Below are 18,013 nucleotides of genomic sequence, written 5' to 3'. Positions count from 1 at the left end.
GGAACCGACTTTTTTAAGTTAGTCACAATAACGAGTCGGCAGCCCCAATCAACCCATAAATAAGCTATAATAAACATAATGACTGATGAAAATCCACAATTTAATGCCTGGTTTGAAGGACAAAATCAAACAGATGAGTTACTAAAAGATGCCAAGGCAAACCAAGAAGAGCAGGAAAGTGAGCTCTCGTTACGTCCCAAAAAGTTGTCGGAATACATTGGACAACGAGCGCTGAAAGAAGAATTGGCTGTCTACCTTCAGGCGGCTAAAATGCGCGAGGAAGCGTTGGACCATGTCTTGTTGTTTGGACCTCCAGGTCTTGGAAAAACAACTTTGGCCATGATCATCGCGAATGAATTAGGGGTGCACCTTAAAACGGCCTCAGGACCCGCGATTGAAAAGGGCGGGGACTTGGTAGCCTTGCTAAACGGATTGGAGCCTGGGGACGTCCTCTTTATTGATGAAATTCATCGCTTACCGATGAACATTGAAGAGATGTTGTATTCAGCCATGGAAGATTTTTACATCGACATCATGGTTGGACAAGGACCAACGGCCCGGGCCGTTCACTTTCCCCTGCCACCCTTTACGTTGGTAGGAGCCACAACCCGGCCTGGTATGTTATCGAAGCCACTCCGCGACCGGTTTGGTATCATTAATTCGCTGGCCTATTACGAGCCGGAAGACCTAGCCGAAATTGTCAGCCGAACGGCCGCGATTTTTGAAGCCCCAATTACCAAAGAGGGGGCGTTGGCAGTGGCCCTTCGCTCGAGAGGAACGCCACGAATTGCGAACCGTTTGTTAAAGCGTGTCCGTGATTTTGCTCAGGTTGCCGGCCAGTCCGCGATTGAACCGGAATTAGTGGATATGGCCTTGAATAAGTTGCGAGTTGACCAAAAGGGTTTGGATGAAACCGACCACAAACTTTTACTAGCCATGATTGATCTCTATCATGGAGGCCCAGTCGGCTTAGCCACAATTGCTGCTAATATCGGTGAAGAACAAGATACGATTGAATCGATGGTCGAGCCCTACCTGTTGCAAATTGGTTTTTTGAAACGAACGCCACGTGGACGCGTTGTGACAGAAACGGCTTACCATCATTTGAATCGACCATATGAACATCAGGATTAAAAGGGGGAAACTTCCATGGGGGATGCGCCACATTACCAATTATCAGACTTTGATTATGATTTGCCGGAAGAACTGATTGCACAAACACCGTTGAAAGACCGTTCTTCCTCGCGTTTGCTGGTTTTAAATGCCTTGACTGGTAACTATGAGGATAAGCACTTTTATGATATTTTGGAATATTTAAACCCGGGTGATGCCCTGGTGATGAATAATTCCCGCGTGTTACCAGCTCGCTTGCATGGTGTTCGGCCAAGCACGGGTGGCCATGCGGAAGTCTTGTTACTACGTCAAGACCATGATGACGTCTGGGAAGTTTTAGTTAAACCGGCTAAAAAGTCACCAGTTGGTTCAACCATTGTCTTTGGAGATGATCCAAAGCACCCCGTTATGACCGGAACAATTGTGAAGGAACTGGACCACGGTGGTCGCTATATCCAATTCGACTATCAAGGAATCTTTATGGAACGTCTGGAGGAACTGGGTGAAATGCCGTTACCTCCATACATTAAGGAAAAGCTGGACGATCAGGAACGTTACCAAACGGTGTATTCCAAAGTCGATGGTTCGGCCGCTGCTCCAACTGCTGGGCTCCATTGGACACCTGAGCTACTTCAAAAAGTCGCTGATAAAGGTGTCGAATTAGTCGAGCTGACTTTGCACGTGGGACTCGGAACCTTCCGTCCGGTTGATGAAGAAAACATTGAAGATCATCAGATGCACTCGGAGTTTTACCAGTTATCAGCCGAAGCTGCGGCCAAGCTGAACAAAGTTCGGTCAAATGGTGGTCGAATCGTTGCCACGGGAACCACTTCGATTCGTACCTTGGAAACCATTGGAACAAAGTTTAATGGGGAACTGCAGGCCGATTCTGGCTGGACGGACATTTTCATTAAGCCGGGTTATCACTGGCAGGTTGTGGATGCTTTCATTACTAACTTTCACTTACCAAAGTCGACGTTGGTTATGCTAGTGGCCGCTTTCACTGGTCGTGATAATATTTTAAAAGCGTACCAACACGCTGTTTTGGACAAGTACCGTTTCTTCTCGTTTGGGGATGCGATGTTTGTCCACAAGTAATGGAAAAAAGGCCCCTTGGCCTTTTTTTATTGTCAAAATGCATCGGTAACTTTTGGAAGAAATTTGTTATACTGCAAGATAATGGGATTTTTTGGTTTCAATAAATTTTTTAGGATTGCTTTCTTAAATACGGGAGGGTAGGGATGTTAGCATTAATCTTAAGAGTAGTTATTTCGTTATACGCCGTGGTTGTTTTCGTGGCAACGGTACATGCAAGTATTGTTGATGAAGATAAGTATTGGTTATTTTATGCCATCAATATTGCCAGTAGTTTGACCATTCTGTTCTTTGTTAGTCATTCATGGTCAACTTTTCGCTGGGTTGGCGGTCTTGGTATCGTCATTTATCAACTGCAGGGAGCCTATCGTGGCTATTTATTGGATGATTTTCAATTTCACCAGCATATGATTCGTTTGGCCATTAGCATGGCTTTAGTCATTGCGATTGCCTTTACCTGATTAGGCTGTGTGGCGTCTGTTCATGCGGTGGGTGCTCCGCAGCTCTTAAAAATCGGTACATGGTATAATAGAGGGTATGAAAAGATTTAAAAGCACAAATCCAGCCCAAACAAAGGAGCTGGCAAAAAAAATGGCTGCTTTAGCCGATGCCGGCCTAGTCATCACGTTAAATGGTGATCTTGGTGCGGGGAAAACGACTTTTACCAAGGGGTTTGCGGAAGCACTCGGTGTACTCGATCGGGTCAAGAGCCCAACCTTTAACATTCTGAACACCTACGATAGTGGTCGGCTTCCTTTGTATCATTTTGATGCCTACCGCTTGGAAGAGTCGGGCGCGGCTGACCAGGGCTTTGAGGACTACCTTGGAACGGACGGTGTAACGCTGATTGAATGGCCACAGTTCATGGCTGATTTGCTGCCTAACGATCGTTTAGTCATGACTTTTGAACGCACTGGTAATGGCGAAGACGAGCGTTTAATCACCATCAAGGGTTTGGGAAAAGTTGCCGAACTTGAAGAGGAATTATCATGATGGCGGAAAACCCGGATGAGAACAAGGTGACGTTGTCTTACAGTTTAAAGGTGCTTGACTTGCAACAAGCTGCCTTCTCACAGGAACTACTATCGGTCTTGAAAAAAGAGTCGGATACTTTTTTGTTAGCGGATGAGTTAGCACGGCAACAGTCAACGAGTATTGACGAAGAAAAGTTGGATGCTGAGGCAACTTTGCCTGCCCAAACCTGGCTTATCTGGGCAGAGACTTCCAGCAATAATGATTCTGAGGACTATCCAGCTGTGGCCTACCCAGTTGGTATCGGCTCCATATCAGAAGGGGAAGTGGGCATTGCGGTTTTAAAAGACTATCAGAATCAGGGATTGGGCCGCTTAACAATACAAGCCATGGTTGATTGGTCCGAAAAAGTCGGCTATGAGCGATTGTGGCTAGATGTGGATGTCACGAATGCGGCCGCCCGTCATCTTTATGATGAACTTGGCTTTGCTATTCAACCTGGCGGTGAACAAACGGTTGTCTTACCGACGGGTCGAACTGCCACGCTTGAACGAAGGGAATTGGTGCTAAGATGAATTTTGTTGCCATTGATTTTGAAACAGCGTCTGGCCAGCGCCACTCGGCTGTCTCGCTGGCCTTAGTCGTTGTTCGTAACGATGAAATCGTGGATCAATTCTATACGCTATTGAAGCCCGATACACCGTTTTCCGCACGTAATTCGCAAATTCACGGCATTTATAAGAAAGATGTCGTGAACGCCCCGACTTTTAAAGAAATTTGGCCTACCATTGCGCCGTTTTTTACAGAGGAGAAAATGGTGGTTGCTCATAACGCGACGTTTGATGTGTCCGTTTTAAAGGCGTGCTTGGATTATTACGACTTGCCAGATGCTCATTTTCAGGTTTTGGACACCTTAAAAACTTCACGGAAATTAATGCCTGATTTGCCTAATCACAAATTGAACACCGTTTCTGCTGCTCTTGATATCTCCCTCAAAAACCACCACAATGCGCTCGCGGATGCCATTGCCTGTGCTGAAATTTTAATTCGTCAGGGACAGCTCTTTGGAACGGAACCGTTGAAAAAAGCGGTCCGGTATAAGTAGAAGGAAAGCTTTCACAGATGAACGGTTTGAAACGAAAAAAAATAGCGAGAAATGTTCCAGCACTATTCTTAGTGCTGCTGGCCCTCCACACAATGCTGACAACCGATAAACCAATTGCGGCTTTCTTTGCCGGCTTGGGGGCTGTCATGATTTCGTATGGACTGTGGCGGAATTTATCGTCATCATTTCTAAATAAAAGGCGCTAACAACGAAACGTTGTTAGCGCCTTTTTTCATGTCCATGAGGGCAAGTAATGACAAGGTAAATTTTGGAATTTACGAGGTGTTAATGGGGAAAGCTTGTTTTGTTCATCGTGATCATTTGATTTTGAGTGAGTATCATCCTTTTTACGTAATACTAAGTGAAGAAAACATTGATGAATCTAACCGCTTTTGAGCAATTCATAATCCTTATTCGGAGAAAGCACCTATGCAACATTTTCGATACAGAGCACAAGTTGATGAACGCGATTGTGGCACTGCCTGTCTGGCCATGGTTGCGAAGACATACGGCTATGACGTATCCATTGCAAAAATACGTCGCTTAGCGAAAACTAACTTAGAAGGATCAACGGCACTTGGTCTAAAAAAAGCGGCCGAAAGAATGAACTTTGATGCAAAGGCCATTCGAGCGGATATGACTCTATTTGAGAAAGATAATCAAAAACCCTTTCCATTTATTGTGCATGTCCAAAAGCCCGATCATAGTCAGCTACTCGAACACTACTACGTCGTGTACGGTGTAACAAAAAATAAAATTAAAATTGCTGACCCGGATCCAAACGTCAAAAAGAGAACCATGACCCATGCCGAATTTGAAGAACAGTGGACAGGCGTGGCCCTCTTTTTTGCCCCCAACTCAGAGTTCAAACCAGAAAAAGAGAGTTGGCGTGGTTTCAGTGGTCTCTCATCCGTGATCATAAAGCAAAAAGGGTTAGTGGCCAATATTGTGGCGGCTTCGCTGTTTGTGATCTCGATTAGCATTGTTGGCTCTTATTTTCTGCAATTCTTAGTTGATGAGTATGTTCCCAATAGTATGATGAGCACCCTGGCCATTGTTAGTCTTGGCCTGATTTCAGCCTATCTTTTGCAACAGGTCATGGCCTATGTACAACAGTATTTGCTTATTATTCTGGGACAACGATTATCAATTGACATCATTCTTTCCTATGTCCGGCATTTGTTTAAATTACCAATGAGCTTCTTTTACACCAGACGGGTTGGCGAACTAACTTCTCGCTTTAATGATGCCAATTCCGTGATTGAAGCAGTTGCTTCATCCATACTGTCTCTATTCATTGACCTGGTCATTGTGATCATTATGGCTGTTGTTTTATTGAGCTATAATGCTCAGTTATTCCTAATTACGGCTTTATCGATTCCTGTTTACACTTTTGTTATCTTGGTCTTTGTTAAAGTCTTTTCACGTTTAAATCACGAAACCATGCGCGCGGGAGCTAATCTAGAAGCAGCGGTTATTGAACGATTAACTGGCATGGAAACAATTAAAGCGCTTGGTGCTGAACAGTCTGGTTATGATGAAATTGATCAAAACTATGTCCGTTTTTTAAAGCGTTCTTTTTCCAAAGAACGCTTAACAGCGATTCAAGAATCCTTAAAGGGGACTTTAAAACTTGTTTTTCAAGTGTTTGTTTTATGGTATGGCGCCAATTTAGTCGTGCAAAATCGTCTGACCATTGGGGAATTAATGGCTTATAACGCTTTGCTTGGTTATTTTACGGAACCACTGCAAACCATCATTAACCTACAAAGTAAGATTCAGTCCGCCATTGTCGCCGCTCACCGCTTGCAAGAAATCTATGCCGTTTCGTCTGAGTTTGACGGTGAAGAAAACCTGCTATCAATAGAAAAGCAGGATTTAACCATTCGCTTTGAAAACATTTCCTTTGAGTATCAATACAATCAACCAATTTTCGATCGCTTAGATTTAACCATACAAAACAATGAAAAAATTGCGCTGGTTGGCGTTTCTGGATCTGGAAAATCAACCTTAGCTAAACTGTTGGTTCGTTTTTTTGACCTCGAAGCCAATCACGGGAAAATCTCGATTAACCACCATGATATTTGCCAGTTTAAAAAGGAAACCCTTCGTTCAAGCATTACCTATGTTCCTCAGGAGGCCCATCTTTTTACTGGAACCATCATTGAAAACTTACTCCTAGGGGTTAAAGAGCCAGTCCAACCAGAAGCAATTTATCGAGCAGTAGAAATCGCTGGCATTAAAGAAGATATCGAAAAAATGGCACAGGGTTTTCATACTGAAATTAACGATGCGGGGACACTTTCCGGCGGACAGCGACAACGCCTCTCGTTAGCCCGGGCACTTTTAACTGATTCCCAGGTCCTTATTTTGGATGAATCCACTAGTAATCTTGATTTGCTAACCGAAAAGAAAGTGATTGATAATCTACTAGCTCTAGAGGATAAAACCATTATTTTTGTCGCTCATCGTTTAACCGTTGCCGAACGAGCGGACCGGCTGGTCATGTTAGATCATGGAAGAATCGTAGCGGATGGAAAGCATGCGGCCTTACTCGGGACTAACGAGGCCTATACAAACCTGGTACAGCAGTAAAGTGAGGAGACCAATTGTTTAAAGAAAATCAACTCGAAAGTGCTGAATTTTATAATCGTCGTTACGGGACTTTTACGACAAAACTGATTTGGCCAATCATGATTGCTGTACTGTTGACTGTTCTTTTCTTATGCTTTACAAAAAAAGAAATCACGGTAAAAGCTGTCGGGCAAATCATACCCCAAAGTACCTTAACCACAATTCAATCAGCCAATAATTCGGTCATCACTCAAAACAACCTGAAGGAAAACAAAGTGGTCCACCGTGGTGAAACCCTCGTCGTCTTCAATAATCAAGACACTACCATCAGCCAGATTAATAATCAGCAAAAAATTGATCGAACGAATCGCCATTTACAAGCGCTGAACACCTTTAAGAAAAGTGTTGAACAAGGTAAAAATTTGTTTACAACAAATGACGATTACGGCTACTCAGAGCAATATACTCACTATCAAAGCCAGTTAGATAATCTGAATCGGTCCAATCAGGAAGGTATTGACGAAATCAATCAAAGCGACGCAGAACAAAAGAATAAAGAAAAAAAGATTAATCAAAGTCAACAAGAAGCGAATCAAAAAATCCAATCATTAAAAGCTAAAACCCTGGCTAGCATTAATCAAGAAATTCAGAGCTTAAAGGACAGCAAACTAGATTTAAACAGTAACCAAATTTCGCTGGTAAATGCCGCGAATAACGCTGTCTTGAAAGCTCCAACGGATGGCGTATTACATTTAAAAGGGGCTACGACAAACTCTCAATACCTACCAAGTGGGACGGAGATTGCAGAAATCTATCCTGTTTTGAATGAGCAGACCAAGCTTGAAGTTAGTTTTGCCGTTCCTGCTAATCAAATGAACAGCTTGAAAAGTAATCAAAAAATTCGCTTTCACGCTAATCAATCCGGACCTAAGCCTCTTTTACTTAATGGAACCATTAATCAGATTGATGAAACACCAACTAATACAAAACAAGGTAATGTTTACACTATTCGGGCTAGATTGATGCCGACACAGTCTGAACTTGAAGAAATTCGATATGGCGTGGAGGGAACGGTGTCGATTATCACTGGAAAGAAGACATGGCTAAATTATTTAAGAGAATTAATACTGGCGAAATAATTAGCATTCATTGCGTAAAAAAAAATTCGCCAATATTTGGCGAATTTTTTACATTTCAATATCTAATTCCAAGGGAGCGTGGTCTTGGCGGGCGCCGGTGTCCACGACTTGAATCTTTTGAACTTTATCGGCAATGCGGTTTGACACGAGGTAGTAGTCAATCCGCCAGCCGGAATTGTTGATTTTAGATGTCTTAGAACGCTGTGCCCACCAAGAATAAATACCAGCCTCATTAGGATGCATCGCCCGCAACGTGTCTGTGTAGCCAGCATCAAGCAACTTTGTGAAGTGTGAACGTTCTTCGTCCGTGAAGCCAGCCGAATGGTGGTTGGCACTTGGATGCTTCAAATCAATTTCTTCGTGAGCGACGTTAAAGTCACCGGAGAAGATAACTGGCTTTTGCTCGTTTAACCCGTTGATGTACTGACGGTAGGCATCGTCCCAAAGCTGACGATCATCTAAGCGGGCAAGTTCGCCACCGGCATTTGGTGTGTAGACGGTTGAAACGAAGCAATCGTTGAATTCAGCGGTGACAATACGACCTTCCTGATCCATTTCGCCTGGAGCTCCAATTGCGGGATAATCAACGTTGAGGGGTTCTTCCTTCGTCATTAACATGGTACCGGCGTAAGATTTACGGGCAGACGATGAATTCGTGTAGAAATGATAGTCGGGAAAAAGAGCTTCCAGTGCAGCCTTTTGCTTCTTAGTTAAACCATCGACTTTTAATTTCGTTTCTTGAATGGCGACGACGTCGGGTTTTGCTTCTGCGATCTTTTCGAGAACGCCCCAAGTCATCAAGCCACGGTCGGATTTGTGCTCAACAGCTGCATTAATGGAATCGATGTTCCAGGAAATCAGTTTCATTTGCCTTTTCTTCCTTTAGTCAAAGTCTATTCTTCTTGCTTGGTATCAACGGGGTCCTTGCTGATGCTTTCTTGTGCCAACCGTTGCATGTAGGCCGGAATGGCGGCGGCAATCGTGGATGGTAGGGTAACGTAGGCTGTTTTGCTTAGGTTCTCTGCAATAGCAGAATGGCAATAAACAGCGGCCAGGACAGCTGGCCCCAGTGGTTGAAATTGTGCAGCAAAACCCGCAACCATTCCGGCTAGGGTGTCACCCATCCCACCGGTGGCCTGATAAGGACCGCCGACGGTTAGTTGATACATGTCATCCTTCAAGTATACCTGGGTAGCAGAAGATTTCAAAACGAGAATGGGTTCAGTTTTGAAATTAATGAGGGCCTCCCAGTTAGCATCTTCCCGGGCTTGATCAGCAATGGTGACTTCGCCGAAGCGTTGCCATTCCATTTGGTGAGGAGTCAGCACGACTTTGGCATTAGGGAGGGAAAGGTTTTGCTCAGCCATCATCGTCAGCGCTGATCCGTCGATAATCAAAGTTTGTTTTGGTTGAATATGAGCCAAGACTTGGTTTAAAACCCCAATTTCTTCGCCCAATCCTGACCCGACAAGGACGACGTCAGCCTTTTTGATTGTTTGTGTGAGGTCAGACTGGTAATCCACCACCATGACTTCGGGTAAGCGGGCGTGGATGGCGGTTTTATTGGTTAAGTCGGTGGCCACAGTGACGAGGCCAGCGCCCGATTGGACCGCCGCTTGTGCGTTCATAATAACGGCTCCGCCAAGATTGGCGTTGCCACCAACAATTAAAACGTGTCCGTACGTCCCTTTGAAACTATCGCGGTTTCTGGGGGTGATGACATTTGCTGCGAGTTCATGGGATAGATTTATCATAAAAAAATTCAACCTCCTGCACACATTTTACCGCGGACTTGTGTATAATTAAAATTAAATCATTAGAAAATTATGAAAAAGTCCCGTGTGGCTTTTCCGGAAACTATTAACGGAGGTATTTTCATGGTCGATTGGCAGTTGAAAGCAAAGGAAGAGGAAAGTGCTTATTTGGCAGATTTGGCTGATTATTTAGCCATTCCTTCCGTCAGAGATGATAGTAAGGCAACCAAAGAAGCGCCATTGGGACCTGGACCAAAGGCCGCCTTGGAACACATTTTGTCGTTGGCAGATCGTGATGGTTTTGTGACAAAAAACATCGATAACGTTGTCGGTTACATTGAAATTGGACCCAAGGACAGCGAGGAATATGTCGCACTCTTGGCCCACGTTGATGTGATGCCAGCTGGTGAAGGATGGAATACGGATCCCTTCACTGCCGTGATTGAGGATGGTAAAGTCATTGCCCGCGGTGCTTCCGATGATAAGGGACCTGGTCTTGCCGCCTACTACGCTTTCAAGATGATTCGCGATATGAACTTGCCTTTGAAGCGTCGTGTTCGTTTGATTTTCGGAACGGATGAAGAAAACGACTGGACGGGCATGACGCGTTACTTCGAAGTTGAACCAGCTCCGGCATTTGGATTCTCACCCGATGCTGAGTACCCCATCATCAATGGGGAAAAGGGGAATGTACAGGTTAACGTCACGTCTGAAGGGACGAACGGAGACAAGGCACAATTGCTGAACTTTGAATCAGGCTTACGGACAAACATGGTACCAGGTGTTGCCCGTGCCACGGTTGCCGGCTTGACTTTTGACCAAGTGGACGATGATTTTTCAAACTACTTAGCTGACCATCCACAGGTATCAGGAAAAGTCGCCGAGGATGGCGATGAGATTCAGTTAGAAGTCATTGGAAAACAGGTGCACGGTTCATTACCCGAAACGGGGGAAAATGCTGGAACCTACTTGGCCAACTTCTTGGATCGATACGAATTTGGTGGTAGTGCAGCTGGTTTCTTGACTTATCTTGGTACGTGGTCACACGATGACCCAACGGGTCGTCAATTAGGCGTGGCGTACAAAGACGAAGTCATGGGCGCTTTGTCCATGAATGTTGGAATTATTCGGTTTGATGAAGAAAACGGCGTCTTCATTAACTATAACTTCCGTTATCCAAAGGGCATTACGCCGGACTTTATCCGTGAACAATTGGCGAAGGCGATGCCGGAGTGGCGTCACAAGGCCGAGATTGGTGGCCATGCTCAGGTACCGCACTATGTTTCACCTAAGGACCCAGTAGTCAAGACTTTGTTGAACATTTACCATGATCAGACTGGTCTGAAGGCTTACGATCAGGTGATTGGTGGGGGGACATATGGACGTTTGATGGAACGCGGTGTTGCTTTTGGAGCGCTGTTCCCAGATTCACCTGAAACGATGCACCAAGTCAACGAATTTGCCCTAGTTGATGATTTAGTTCGTTCAATGGGAATTTACGGTCAAGCAATCGTTGAGTTGGCAAATCTGCCAGAATAATGGGCTTCAATCCCGAAACTATACAAAAAAGCATGAATCGACTACTTGCGATTCATGCTTTTTGTTGTTTTCTGTTGCTTATTTTGCTGTGTTATTTTTCTTTTGCTTGTCGCGAAAAACGTAAAGCTTGGAGAGGTAGTAGTTTGGAATTAACAACATGGCATTACGTGCAATGTTAACGTAAAAATCATTGAAGGAGAGGTGTTTGACCCCAATCCACATAATTCCAAGGCCGAGCCAAAAAGTCAGGGCACGTGATAAATAGTAGTTCACAATTTCGGGGATGATTTTCCACCCACGGACTTTGGAATCAAAGACCCATTGACGGTTGGTCACGTAGGCGAACAGGACGGCGATTCCCCAAGCTAAGGTGTAGGAAATGGAATAGTTGGCGAATTTAGAAATGAAGCCGTAGGACCACATGTTCACAAGGAAAGTACCAAATCCTAAAACTAAGTATCGGATGATTCGATCATATTTTTTTAGCAGTCTTTTTAACATTGGCATTCTCTCTAACCATTGATGTTTCCAATATGATAACAAAGATGAATCAATTGAGCATTAAATTTAGATAAAAACATTTAATCCGTGTCCTTTTCTAAATTTCATGAGTCAAAACCTTGTGAAAATCTGGTATTTAGTCTAAAATTAGTAGGAAGAAATGACTTGGAGGATTTGATATGTCTAAATGGACAGCAGCTGCGGATGCAAACCGTGGTACGTTAGAATTTTCAATCGCACAAGAAGATGTGCAAAAGGGCTTAAAGGCAGCCTTTGAAAAGAACAAGGACAAGATTGCGGTTCCTGGTTTCCGTAAGGGAAAGGTTCCAATGGCACTTTTCTTGCAAAAGTTTGGTGAAGAAGCCTTGTACCAAGACGTCATGGACATTGTTTTGCCAGCTGCTTACCAAGCAGCCGTTGCCGATGCCGGCATTACGGTTGTTGGACAGCCTGACATCGCTCCTGTTTCAATGGAAAAGGGTGCCGATTGGGAAATGAAGGCCGAAGTTGCCGTTGCGCCTGAAATCAAGTTGGGTGACTACACTGGTTTGACTGTTGAAAAGCAAGATGCCAAGGTATCAGACGAAGATGTTGATGCTGAAATCAAGCGTATGCAAGAAAATCAAGCGGAATTGGTTTTGCAACCTGAAGGCACAAAGGCTGAAAACGGTGACACGGTCGTTATTGACTTTGACGGTTCAATTGACGGTGACCACTTTGAAGGTGGTCAGTCAAAGGACTACTCACTTGAATTGGGCTCAGGTTCATTCATTCCTGGTTTCGAAGAACAATTGGTTGGTCATGTGGCCGGCGATGATGTTGATGTGAAGGTTACCTTCCCAGAAGATTACCAGGCCAAGGATTTGGCTGGTAAAGAAGCTTTGTTTGAAGTTAAGCTTCACGAAATCAAGCGCAAGTCTTTGCCAGAATTGGATGATGAATTTGCCAAGGATGTTGACGAAGATGTTGACACGCTTGACGAATTGAAGGCAAAGACCAAGAAGAACTTGGAAGAAGCTCGCCAGCAAGCAGCAGACGATGCATTCGAAGACGCAGCCGTTGAAGCTGCTGTTAAGAACGCCGAAGTTGTTGGTGGTGACATTCCACAAGAAATGATTGACGAAGATGTTCATCGCCAGATGCAACAGTATCTTGGTCAATTGCAGCAACAAGGTATCTCACCACAAATGTTCTTCCAAATCTCTGGTCAAACAGAAGATTCATTAAAGAAGCAGTTTGCTGAAGGTGCCGATACTCGTGTGAAGACGAACTTGGTGTTGGAAGCCATCGTTAAGAAGGAAGATTTCCAACCTTCAGATGAAGAAGTTGCCGCTGAAGTAAAGGACTTGGCTTCACAGTACAACATTTCTGAAGAGCAAGTTAAGCAGTCATTGTCAGATGCTTTGTTGAAGCATGACATTGCGATGAAGTCTGCTGTTGATAAGATTGTTTCGACTGCAAAGGCAAAGTAAACAAGATGAAGAGCCCCTTGCGGGCTTTTTTTCTTAGAGAGACTTTGACAAACGTCGTGCTAAAACGGCGTTAATTTGGATAAAGCTGAAAGGATGATCAATGACTGAAGAAAATCAAGGACCAATGATTCACTGCTCGTTCTGTGGAAAAGGCGCCGATGAGGTTAAAAAACTGGTCGCTGGGCCTGATGGTCTGTATATTTGTAATGAATGTACGGATTTGGCTGAGCAAATCATCAAAGAAGACTTAGCCCTAGATGCAGAGGGTGAACAATTGGAATTGCCGACGCCAAAGGAAATTGTTGAATCACTAGGTGACTATGTAATTGGTCAAGAAGATGCCAAGAAGACCTTGGCCGTCGCGGTCTACAACCATTACAAGCGCGTTAACGAAAACGCGTTGAAGACGACGGATGTGGAGCTTCAAAAGTCGAACATCGCCTTGCTTGGTCCAACTGGTTCGGGGAAGACTTATCTTGCGCAATCGCTTGCTAAGATTTTGCAGGTGCCTTTTGCCATTGCCGATGCCACGACTTTGACAGAAGCGGGCTATGTTGGTGAAGACGTAGAGAACATCTTGTTGAAGCTGTTGCAAGCAGCTAATTTTGACGTTGAGACCGCACAACGTGGCATTATCTACGTGGATGAAATTGATAAGATTGCGAAAAAGTCTGAAAACGTTTCGATTACACGAGACGTTTCAGGTGAAGGTGTTCAACAAGCCCTACTGAAGATGTTAGAAGGAACGGTTGCTTCTGTACCACCTCAGGGTGGTCGTAAGCATCCGAACCAAGAGATGATTCAGATTGATACCACTAACATTCTCTTTATTGTCGGTGGGGCCTTTGCCGGTCTTGATACGATCATCAAAGAGCGTTTGGGTAAGCGGGTGATTGGCTTTGGTTCCGCTTCCTCGGACAATGCGGAGGCATTGAGTAAGAAGAATATTTTACAAAACGTGGAGCCGGAGGACTTGTCGAAATTCGGGCTGATTCCTGAATTTATCGGTCGGTTGCCAATCATTACGGTTTTGGATGAATTGACTGTGGAAGACTTGACCCACATCTTGACGAAGCCAAAGAACGCACTGGTTAAACAGTATAAGGCCCTGCTTGGCTTGGACGGCGTGGATCTTGAATTCCAGCCAACGGCTTTGAAGGCGATGGCTGACTTGGCTATTGCGCGTGGAACCGGAGCTCGTGGACTACGTTCCATTATTGAGCAAGTGATGAAGGACGTGATGTACGAAATTCCATCACGTGATGATGTTGAAAAAGTTGTCATTACAAAGGCAGCCGTTGAAAACGGTAAGGAACCGAAGTTGGTTCTGAAAAAGGAAGGGTAAGCATCATGGATGTGCATAACGTCGAAATGGTCATGTCGGCCGTTTCACCAAGCCAATACCCAGAAGACGGGCGGCCAGAATTTGCGCTGGTTGGGCGGTCAAACGTTGGGAAGTCATCGTTAACCAACACGCTAATTAACCGTAAAAACTTCGCCCGGACTTCCGGGCAGCCGGGTAAGACGCAAACATTGAACTTTTACTCAGTTGAGGATGCCCTGTACTTTGTCGATGTCCCTGGGTATGGCTACGCTAAGGTTTCAAAAAAGAAACGAGAAGCTTTCGGCCAAATGATTGAAACCTATATTAGTACCCGTAAACAGTTACGGGGTGTGATTTCCCTTGTGGATGCCCGTCATAAGCCAAGCCAAGAAGACATCATGATGTACCAGTGGTTGGCTTACTACAACATTCCGGTGCTGTTGGTGGCGACCAAGGCGGATAAGATCGCTCGTGGAAAACTAAACCAATCAGAATCAATCATCAAAAAAGCAGTTGATTTCGACCCAAGTAATTCCGACTTCTGTTTCTTTTCATCGGTAACGAAATCCGGTAAAGAAAAGGTCTGGGAGTGGATTGAAAGTAAAATGTAATGTCTGGTTGCTATGGATTTTATCGATTTGTTTTGAAAAAAAGCAACTAGACCATTGACGAAAAAGACCTTCTGAGTACAATAGTACTTAGGAGGTCTTTTACATGGCAGAAGATACAGCAATTTTTGCAGGTGGTTGTTTTTGGTGCATGGTTGAACCGTTTGATTCCTTACCGGGAATTGAGAAGGTTCGTTCCGGTTATACCGGTGGGCATGTTGCCAATCCAACCTACGAAGAAGTTTGTTCCCACACAACGGGACATACGGAAGCCGTTAAAATCTGGTTTGATCCAGATGTGATTTCCTACAAGGAGCTGGTGGATTTGTATTGGCAGGTGGCAGACCCAACGGATGCCACCGGTCAGTTTGCGGATCGCGGAGATAGTTACCGGCCAGTCATCTTTGTTAATTCACCCGAACAACGGCGGATAGCGGAAGAGTCCAAGAAAGAACTTGAAGAATCCGGTCGTTTTGATCGACCAATTGTGACGTCTATTGAAGACGCCAAGCCTTTCTACGAGGCCGAGGAGTATCACCAAGACTTTTATAAGAAGGACCCCCTTCGCGAAGCGATGATGATGGTTCCCCGCAAGCGTTATCAGGAAAAGTATTGGGAGGATAAAGCACATGACGAAGTATAACCAAGAAGAATTAAAGGCTCGCTTGACACCAGAACAGTATGAAGTTACTCAAAACGCCGCAACGGAGCGTCCCTTTACTGGAAAGTATGACCAGTGGTGGGATGATGGCATTTTTGTTGACGTGGTTTCGGGAGAACCGTTGTTTTCATCAACGGATAAGTATGATTCTGGCTGTGGTTGGCCAGCCTTCACAAAGGGAATCGATGATGCTGATTTGAAGGAAGACACGGACCATTCGTTCGGAATGACCCGTACTGAGGTGCGTTCGCGTGATGCTAATTCCCACCTGGGCCACGTCTTTCCAGATGGCCCTCAAGACAAGGGGGGCTTGCGTTACTGCATTAACTCAGCCGCTCTGCGTTTCATCCCAAAGGCTGATATGGAAAAAGAGGGGTACGGTAAGTACCTGAAGTTGTTCGATAAGTAATGAAATAAAATTTTTGGTCCCGGCTTTGGCTGGGACTTTTTTATTTAGAAAAATTTTGTCTTCTATACTATATGTTATATAATATTGCCTGGAGGGAAGGTATGGCGATTAGAATTCCGAATCGAGTGCTGGAGGCTGTTGTGCTTTCGGTATTAAAAGAAGAACCACTGTATGGGTACGCACTGACCAAAAAGATTCAGTTGCAGCTACCAATTTCAGATTCCACTACTTATCCGATTTTGCGGCGTCTTGAGCAAAAAGACCTGGTGACGACCCGTTCGAAAGTCTTTGCGGAAAGAGTGCGAAAGTATTATGAATTAACGGATAGTGGCCAGCTTTATTTGAAAGAAGCCTGTGCTGATTGGCAGCTTTTTTCTAATCAAATCAATGCACTGTTGGGAGAACACTAGGATGACCTATTTGAATGAACTCGAGCAGGCCCTGGTTGGTCTGCCCAAAAACGAACAAGAAAACATTATTGAGTATTACCGGAACTATCTAGCGGATGGCGGGTTGTCGGATGAAGAGGCGCGAGTGAAGTTGGGCGAATCCGCTGTCTTAGCCGAAAAATTGAAAGCTGATTTTGACCAAGAAGATGGGGATGAGGTTACCACTCGGGCAAAGCAGACACAACCGTTGACCCGTGGTCAATTTATTCTGGTTATTTTGACTTCCCCAATTTGGCTACTGGTTACGTTAATTAGCTTTCTTGGTATTGCGTCATTGCCATTGTTGGCTTGGGGTATTGCCTTATCGTTAATTATCGTATCGGCGTTCTCAGGGATTGCCGGTGCCGTCGTGTTAACTCAGAATTTCTGGGGCGGTCTTTTCTACATTGGCATGGCAGTGATCTCAATTGGCTTGTCCATTATGTTTTCCCCATGCGCGACTTGGTTGGTCATGAAGGCGACGGACTGGACGAAGGCTCTTTTGCTGAAAATTCAACACACAGCAAGGAGGGTGATGAATCATGAATAGTAAAATAATGACTGGTTTTTTCCTCGTGTTTGTCGGTTTGGCTTTATCGGCTTTTTCGGTCTGGAAGGGGGGCTTACCGGGAGAAGTCTACTGGAACAATGGTCCTGTCTACATTTCAGATCAAGACGAGCGCGGTAGTTTGGACATTACACCAGACCAAATTAGTTCGGGCAAACAAGAGGTGAAGAACCTGGTTGTGGCCACTAAAGAGGCTGATGTGGTGGTGGAGCAGGGGACCCGTTTCTCGATTTTAACGGATCCGGTAGAAAAGTCTTCGGTAACGGTTTCATCAAATGATGGTTTGGTCACCGTGACGGCTGAAGAGAAAAATAATTGGACATTTGGAATTAAAAACCGCAATAAACACCGGATTATTATTACAGTTCCGGATAAAATGACTTTTGATAAATTATCGTTATCCAATGTGAATGGTTCGCTAAAAGTCAAAAACCAGCACAGCAACGTTTTCTCCCTGACAAATGTGAATGGAGCAGTGACGGTGTTCGATAGTAAGCTGGAAAAGTCAGGGCTGATTGATAGTCGCAATGGTGATGTGACGATTCGTAAATCGACCCTCCCTAAATTGGCCACCGTCAGTCGCCAAGGAAATGTTCAGATTGATAAAAACTACCAAAATGTTCATTTGAACAAAGCAGACTTTATTATTCGCACAATTAATGGAGACATTGCCTTAAGATAATCAATGAACGAGTCGACCGCTGGTCGACTTTTTCGTTTTAGTGGGTATTTTTGGTATAATGGGGTCAAT

General features: G+C 44.6%; 20 protein-coding genes. 17 read left to right on the top strand and 3 right to left on the bottom strand.

Annotated features, from left to right (window positions below):
* Window positions 1–78: 78 nt before the first annotated feature.
* From ruvB to IV71_RS00830, 8 genes are all read left to right on the top strand, one after another.
* Window positions 79–1,134 (top strand): Holliday junction branch migration DNA helicase RuvB, encoded by a 1,056-nt coding sequence (gene ruvB, locus IV71_RS00870; protein ID WP_010691600.1) that lies wholly within the window; start codon window positions 79–81, stop codon window positions 1,132–1,134.
* A 15-nt stretch (window positions 1,135–1,149) separates the two neighbouring features.
* Complete coding sequence (queA, locus tag IV71_RS00865) at window positions 1,150–2,211, top strand: tRNA preQ1(34) S-adenosylmethionine ribosyltransferase-isomerase QueA (protein WP_010691599.1); 1,062 nt, start codon at window positions 1,150–1,152, stop codon at window positions 2,209–2,211.
* Between the two features lie 143 nt (window positions 2,212–2,354).
* Window positions 2,355–2,669: a hypothetical protein gene (locus tag IV71_RS00860; protein ID WP_010691598.1), complete on the top strand. Its 315-nt coding sequence runs from the start codon at window positions 2,355–2,357 to the stop codon at window positions 2,667–2,669.
* 76 nt (window positions 2,670–2,745) lie between these two features.
* Window positions 2,746–3,201, top strand: coding sequence for a tRNA (adenosine(37)-N6)-threonylcarbamoyltransferase complex ATPase subunit type 1 TsaE (gene tsaE, locus IV71_RS00855; RefSeq protein WP_010691597.1), 456 nt, complete (start codon window positions 2,746–2,748; stop codon window positions 3,199–3,201).
* Entirely contained in the window at window positions 3,198–3,755 is a 558-nt protein-coding gene (locus IV71_RS00850; RefSeq protein WP_010691596.1) for a GNAT family N-acetyltransferase, read from the top strand. Before tsaE ends, IV71_RS00850 begins: the two co-directional genes overlap by 4 nt.
* Window positions 3,752–4,285, top strand: coding sequence for a 3'-5' exonuclease (locus IV71_RS00845; protein WP_010691595.1), 534 nt, complete (start codon window positions 3,752–3,754; stop codon window positions 4,283–4,285). Before IV71_RS00850 ends, IV71_RS00845 begins: the two co-directional genes overlap by 4 nt.
* Window positions 4,286–4,714: 429 nt before the next feature.
* Window positions 4,715–6,880 (top strand): peptide cleavage/export ABC transporter, encoded by a 2,166-nt coding sequence (locus IV71_RS00835; protein ID WP_010691593.1) that lies wholly within the window; start codon window positions 4,715–4,717, stop codon window positions 6,878–6,880.
* Between the two features lie 14 nt (window positions 6,881–6,894).
* On the top strand, window positions 6,895–7,998 hold the full coding sequence (locus IV71_RS00830; protein ID WP_010691592.1) for an HlyD family efflux transporter periplasmic adaptor subunit: 1,104 nt from the start codon (window positions 6,895–6,897) through the stop codon (window positions 7,996–7,998).
* A 48-nt stretch (window positions 7,999–8,046) separates the two neighbouring features.
* Here IV71_RS00830 and IV71_RS00825 read toward each other — a convergent pair whose 3' ends face one another.
* Window positions 8,047–8,865 (bottom strand): exodeoxyribonuclease III, encoded by an 819-nt coding sequence (locus IV71_RS00825; protein ID WP_010691591.1) that lies wholly within the window; start codon window positions 8,863–8,865, stop codon window positions 8,047–8,049.
* A gap of 26 nt (window positions 8,866–8,891) precedes the next feature.
* Entirely contained in the window at window positions 8,892–9,752 is an 861-nt protein-coding gene (locus IV71_RS00820; RefSeq protein WP_010691590.1) for an NAD(P)H-hydrate dehydratase, read from the bottom strand.
* Window positions 9,753–9,875: 123 nt separating this feature from the next.
* Here IV71_RS00820 and pepV point away from each other — a divergent pair, with 123 nt between their 5' ends.
* Window positions 9,876–11,291, top strand: a complete 1,416-nt coding sequence (gene pepV, locus IV71_RS00815) for a dipeptidase PepV (protein ID WP_033444894.1) — start codon at window positions 9,876–9,878, stop codon at window positions 11,289–11,291.
* 78 nt (window positions 11,292–11,369) lie between these two features.
* Here pepV and IV71_RS00810 read toward each other — a convergent pair whose 3' ends face one another.
* Complete coding sequence (locus tag IV71_RS00810; protein WP_010691588.1) at window positions 11,370–11,792, bottom strand: GtrA family protein; 423 nt, start codon at window positions 11,790–11,792, stop codon at window positions 11,370–11,372.
* Between the two features lie 179 nt (window positions 11,793–11,971).
* Here IV71_RS00810 and tig point away from each other — a divergent pair, with 179 nt between their 5' ends.
* The 8 genes from tig to IV71_RS00770 all read left to right on the top strand — a co-directional run bounded on the left by tig (window position 11,972) and on the right by IV71_RS00770 (window position 17,944).
* Window positions 11,972–13,264: a trigger factor gene (gene tig / locus IV71_RS00805; RefSeq protein ID WP_010691587.1), complete on the top strand. Its 1,293-nt coding sequence runs from the start codon at window positions 11,972–11,974 to the stop codon at window positions 13,262–13,264.
* A 100-nt stretch (window positions 13,265–13,364) separates the two neighbouring features.
* Window positions 13,365–14,609 (top strand): ATP-dependent Clp protease ATP-binding subunit ClpX, encoded by a 1,245-nt coding sequence (gene clpX / locus IV71_RS00800; RefSeq protein WP_010691586.1) that lies wholly within the window; start codon window positions 13,365–13,367, stop codon window positions 14,607–14,609.
* Between the two features lie 5 nt (window positions 14,610–14,614).
* Window positions 14,615–15,199 carry a ribosome biogenesis GTP-binding protein YihA/YsxC gene (gene yihA, locus IV71_RS00795; RefSeq protein WP_010691585.1) on the top strand — a complete coding sequence of 195 codons (585 nt, stop codon included), beginning with the start codon at window positions 14,615–14,617 and terminating at the stop codon, window positions 15,197–15,199.
* A 103-nt stretch (window positions 15,200–15,302) separates the two neighbouring features.
* Window positions 15,303–15,839, top strand: coding sequence for a peptide-methionine (S)-S-oxide reductase MsrA (gene msrA / locus IV71_RS00790; RefSeq protein WP_010691584.1), 537 nt, complete (start codon window positions 15,303–15,305; stop codon window positions 15,837–15,839).
* Window positions 15,826–16,266 (top strand): peptide-methionine (R)-S-oxide reductase MsrB, encoded by a 441-nt coding sequence (msrB, locus tag IV71_RS00785; protein WP_010691583.1) that lies wholly within the window; start codon window positions 15,826–15,828, stop codon window positions 16,264–16,266. Before msrA ends, msrB begins: the two co-directional genes overlap by 14 nt.
* A 101-nt stretch (window positions 16,267–16,367) precedes the next feature.
* Entirely contained in the window at window positions 16,368–16,676 is a 309-nt protein-coding gene (locus IV71_RS00780) for a PadR family transcriptional regulator (protein WP_010691582.1), read from the top strand.
* Window position 16,677: 1 nt separating this feature from the next.
* Window positions 16,678–17,244 (top strand): DUF1700 domain-containing protein, encoded by a 567-nt coding sequence (locus IV71_RS00775; RefSeq protein WP_010691581.1) that lies wholly within the window; start codon window positions 16,678–16,680, stop codon window positions 17,242–17,244.
* On the top strand, window positions 17,237–17,944 hold the full coding sequence (locus IV71_RS00770) for a DUF4097 family beta strand repeat-containing protein (RefSeq protein ID WP_010691580.1): 708 nt from the start codon (window positions 17,237–17,239) through the stop codon (window positions 17,942–17,944). The genes IV71_RS00775 and IV71_RS00770 overlap by 8 nt, the downstream gene beginning before the upstream one ends.
* The last annotated feature ends 69 nt before the right edge of the window (window positions 17,945–18,013 follow it).

The sequence above is a fragment of the Fructobacillus fructosus KCTC 3544 genome (assembly GCF_001438695.1).
GTDB lineage: Bacteria > Bacillota > Bacilli > Lactobacillales > Lactobacillaceae > Fructobacillus > Fructobacillus fructosus.
Note: the sequence above shows the minus strand (reverse complement) of the source record. Positions and strands in the feature narration are given on the sequence as shown.

Coding starts and splice junctions, on each gene's coding strand:
- ruvB (WP_010691600.1), top strand. CDS start 79: ATGACTGATGAAAATCCACAATTTAATGCCTGGTTTGAAGGACAAAAT.
- queA (WP_010691599.1), top strand. CDS start 1,150: ATGGGGGATGCGCCACATTACCAATTATCAGACTTTGATTATGATTTG.
- IV71_RS00860 (WP_010691598.1), top strand. CDS start 2,355: ATGTTAGCATTAATCTTAAGAGTAGTTATTTCGTTATACGCCGTGGTT.
- tsaE (WP_010691597.1), top strand. CDS start 2,746: ATGAAAAGATTTAAAAGCACAAATCCAGCCCAAACAAAGGAGCTGGCA.
- IV71_RS00850 (WP_010691596.1), top strand. CDS start 3,198: ATGATGGCGGAAAACCCGGATGAGAACAAGGTGACGTTGTCTTACAGT.
- IV71_RS00845 (WP_010691595.1), top strand. CDS start 3,752: ATGAATTTTGTTGCCATTGATTTTGAAACAGCGTCTGGCCAGCGCCAC.
- IV71_RS00835 (WP_010691593.1), top strand. CDS start 4,715: ATGCAACATTTTCGATACAGAGCACAAGTTGATGAACGCGATTGTGGC.
- IV71_RS00825 (WP_010691591.1), bottom strand. CDS start 8,865: ATGAAACTGATTTCCTGGAACATCGATTCCATTAATGCAGCTGTTGAG.
- IV71_RS00820 (WP_010691590.1), bottom strand. CDS start 9,752: ATGATAAATCTATCCCATGAACTCGCAGCAAATGTCATCACCCCCAGA.
- pepV (WP_033444894.1), top strand. CDS start 9,876: ATGGTCGATTGGCAGTTGAAAGCAAAGGAAGAGGAAAGTGCTTATTTG.
- IV71_RS00810 (WP_010691588.1), bottom strand. CDS start 11,792: ATGTTAAAAAGACTGCTAAAAAAATATGATCGAATCATCCGATACTTA.
- tig (WP_010691587.1), top strand. CDS start 11,972: ATGTCTAAATGGACAGCAGCTGCGGATGCAAACCGTGGTACGTTAGAA.
- clpX (WP_010691586.1), top strand. CDS start 13,365: ATGACTGAAGAAAATCAAGGACCAATGATTCACTGCTCGTTCTGTGGA.
- yihA (WP_010691585.1), top strand. CDS start 14,615: ATGGATGTGCATAACGTCGAAATGGTCATGTCGGCCGTTTCACCAAGC.
- msrA (WP_010691584.1), top strand. CDS start 15,303: ATGGCAGAAGATACAGCAATTTTTGCAGGTGGTTGTTTTTGGTGCATG.
- msrB (WP_010691583.1), top strand. CDS start 15,826: ATGACGAAGTATAACCAAGAAGAATTAAAGGCTCGCTTGACACCAGAA.
- IV71_RS00780 (WP_010691582.1), top strand. CDS start 16,368: ATGGCGATTAGAATTCCGAATCGAGTGCTGGAGGCTGTTGTGCTTTCG.
- IV71_RS00775 (WP_010691581.1), top strand. CDS start 16,678: ATGACCTATTTGAATGAACTCGAGCAGGCCCTGGTTGGTCTGCCCAAA.
- IV71_RS00770 (WP_010691580.1), top strand. CDS start 17,237: ATGAATAGTAAAATAATGACTGGTTTTTTCCTCGTGTTTGTCGGTTTG.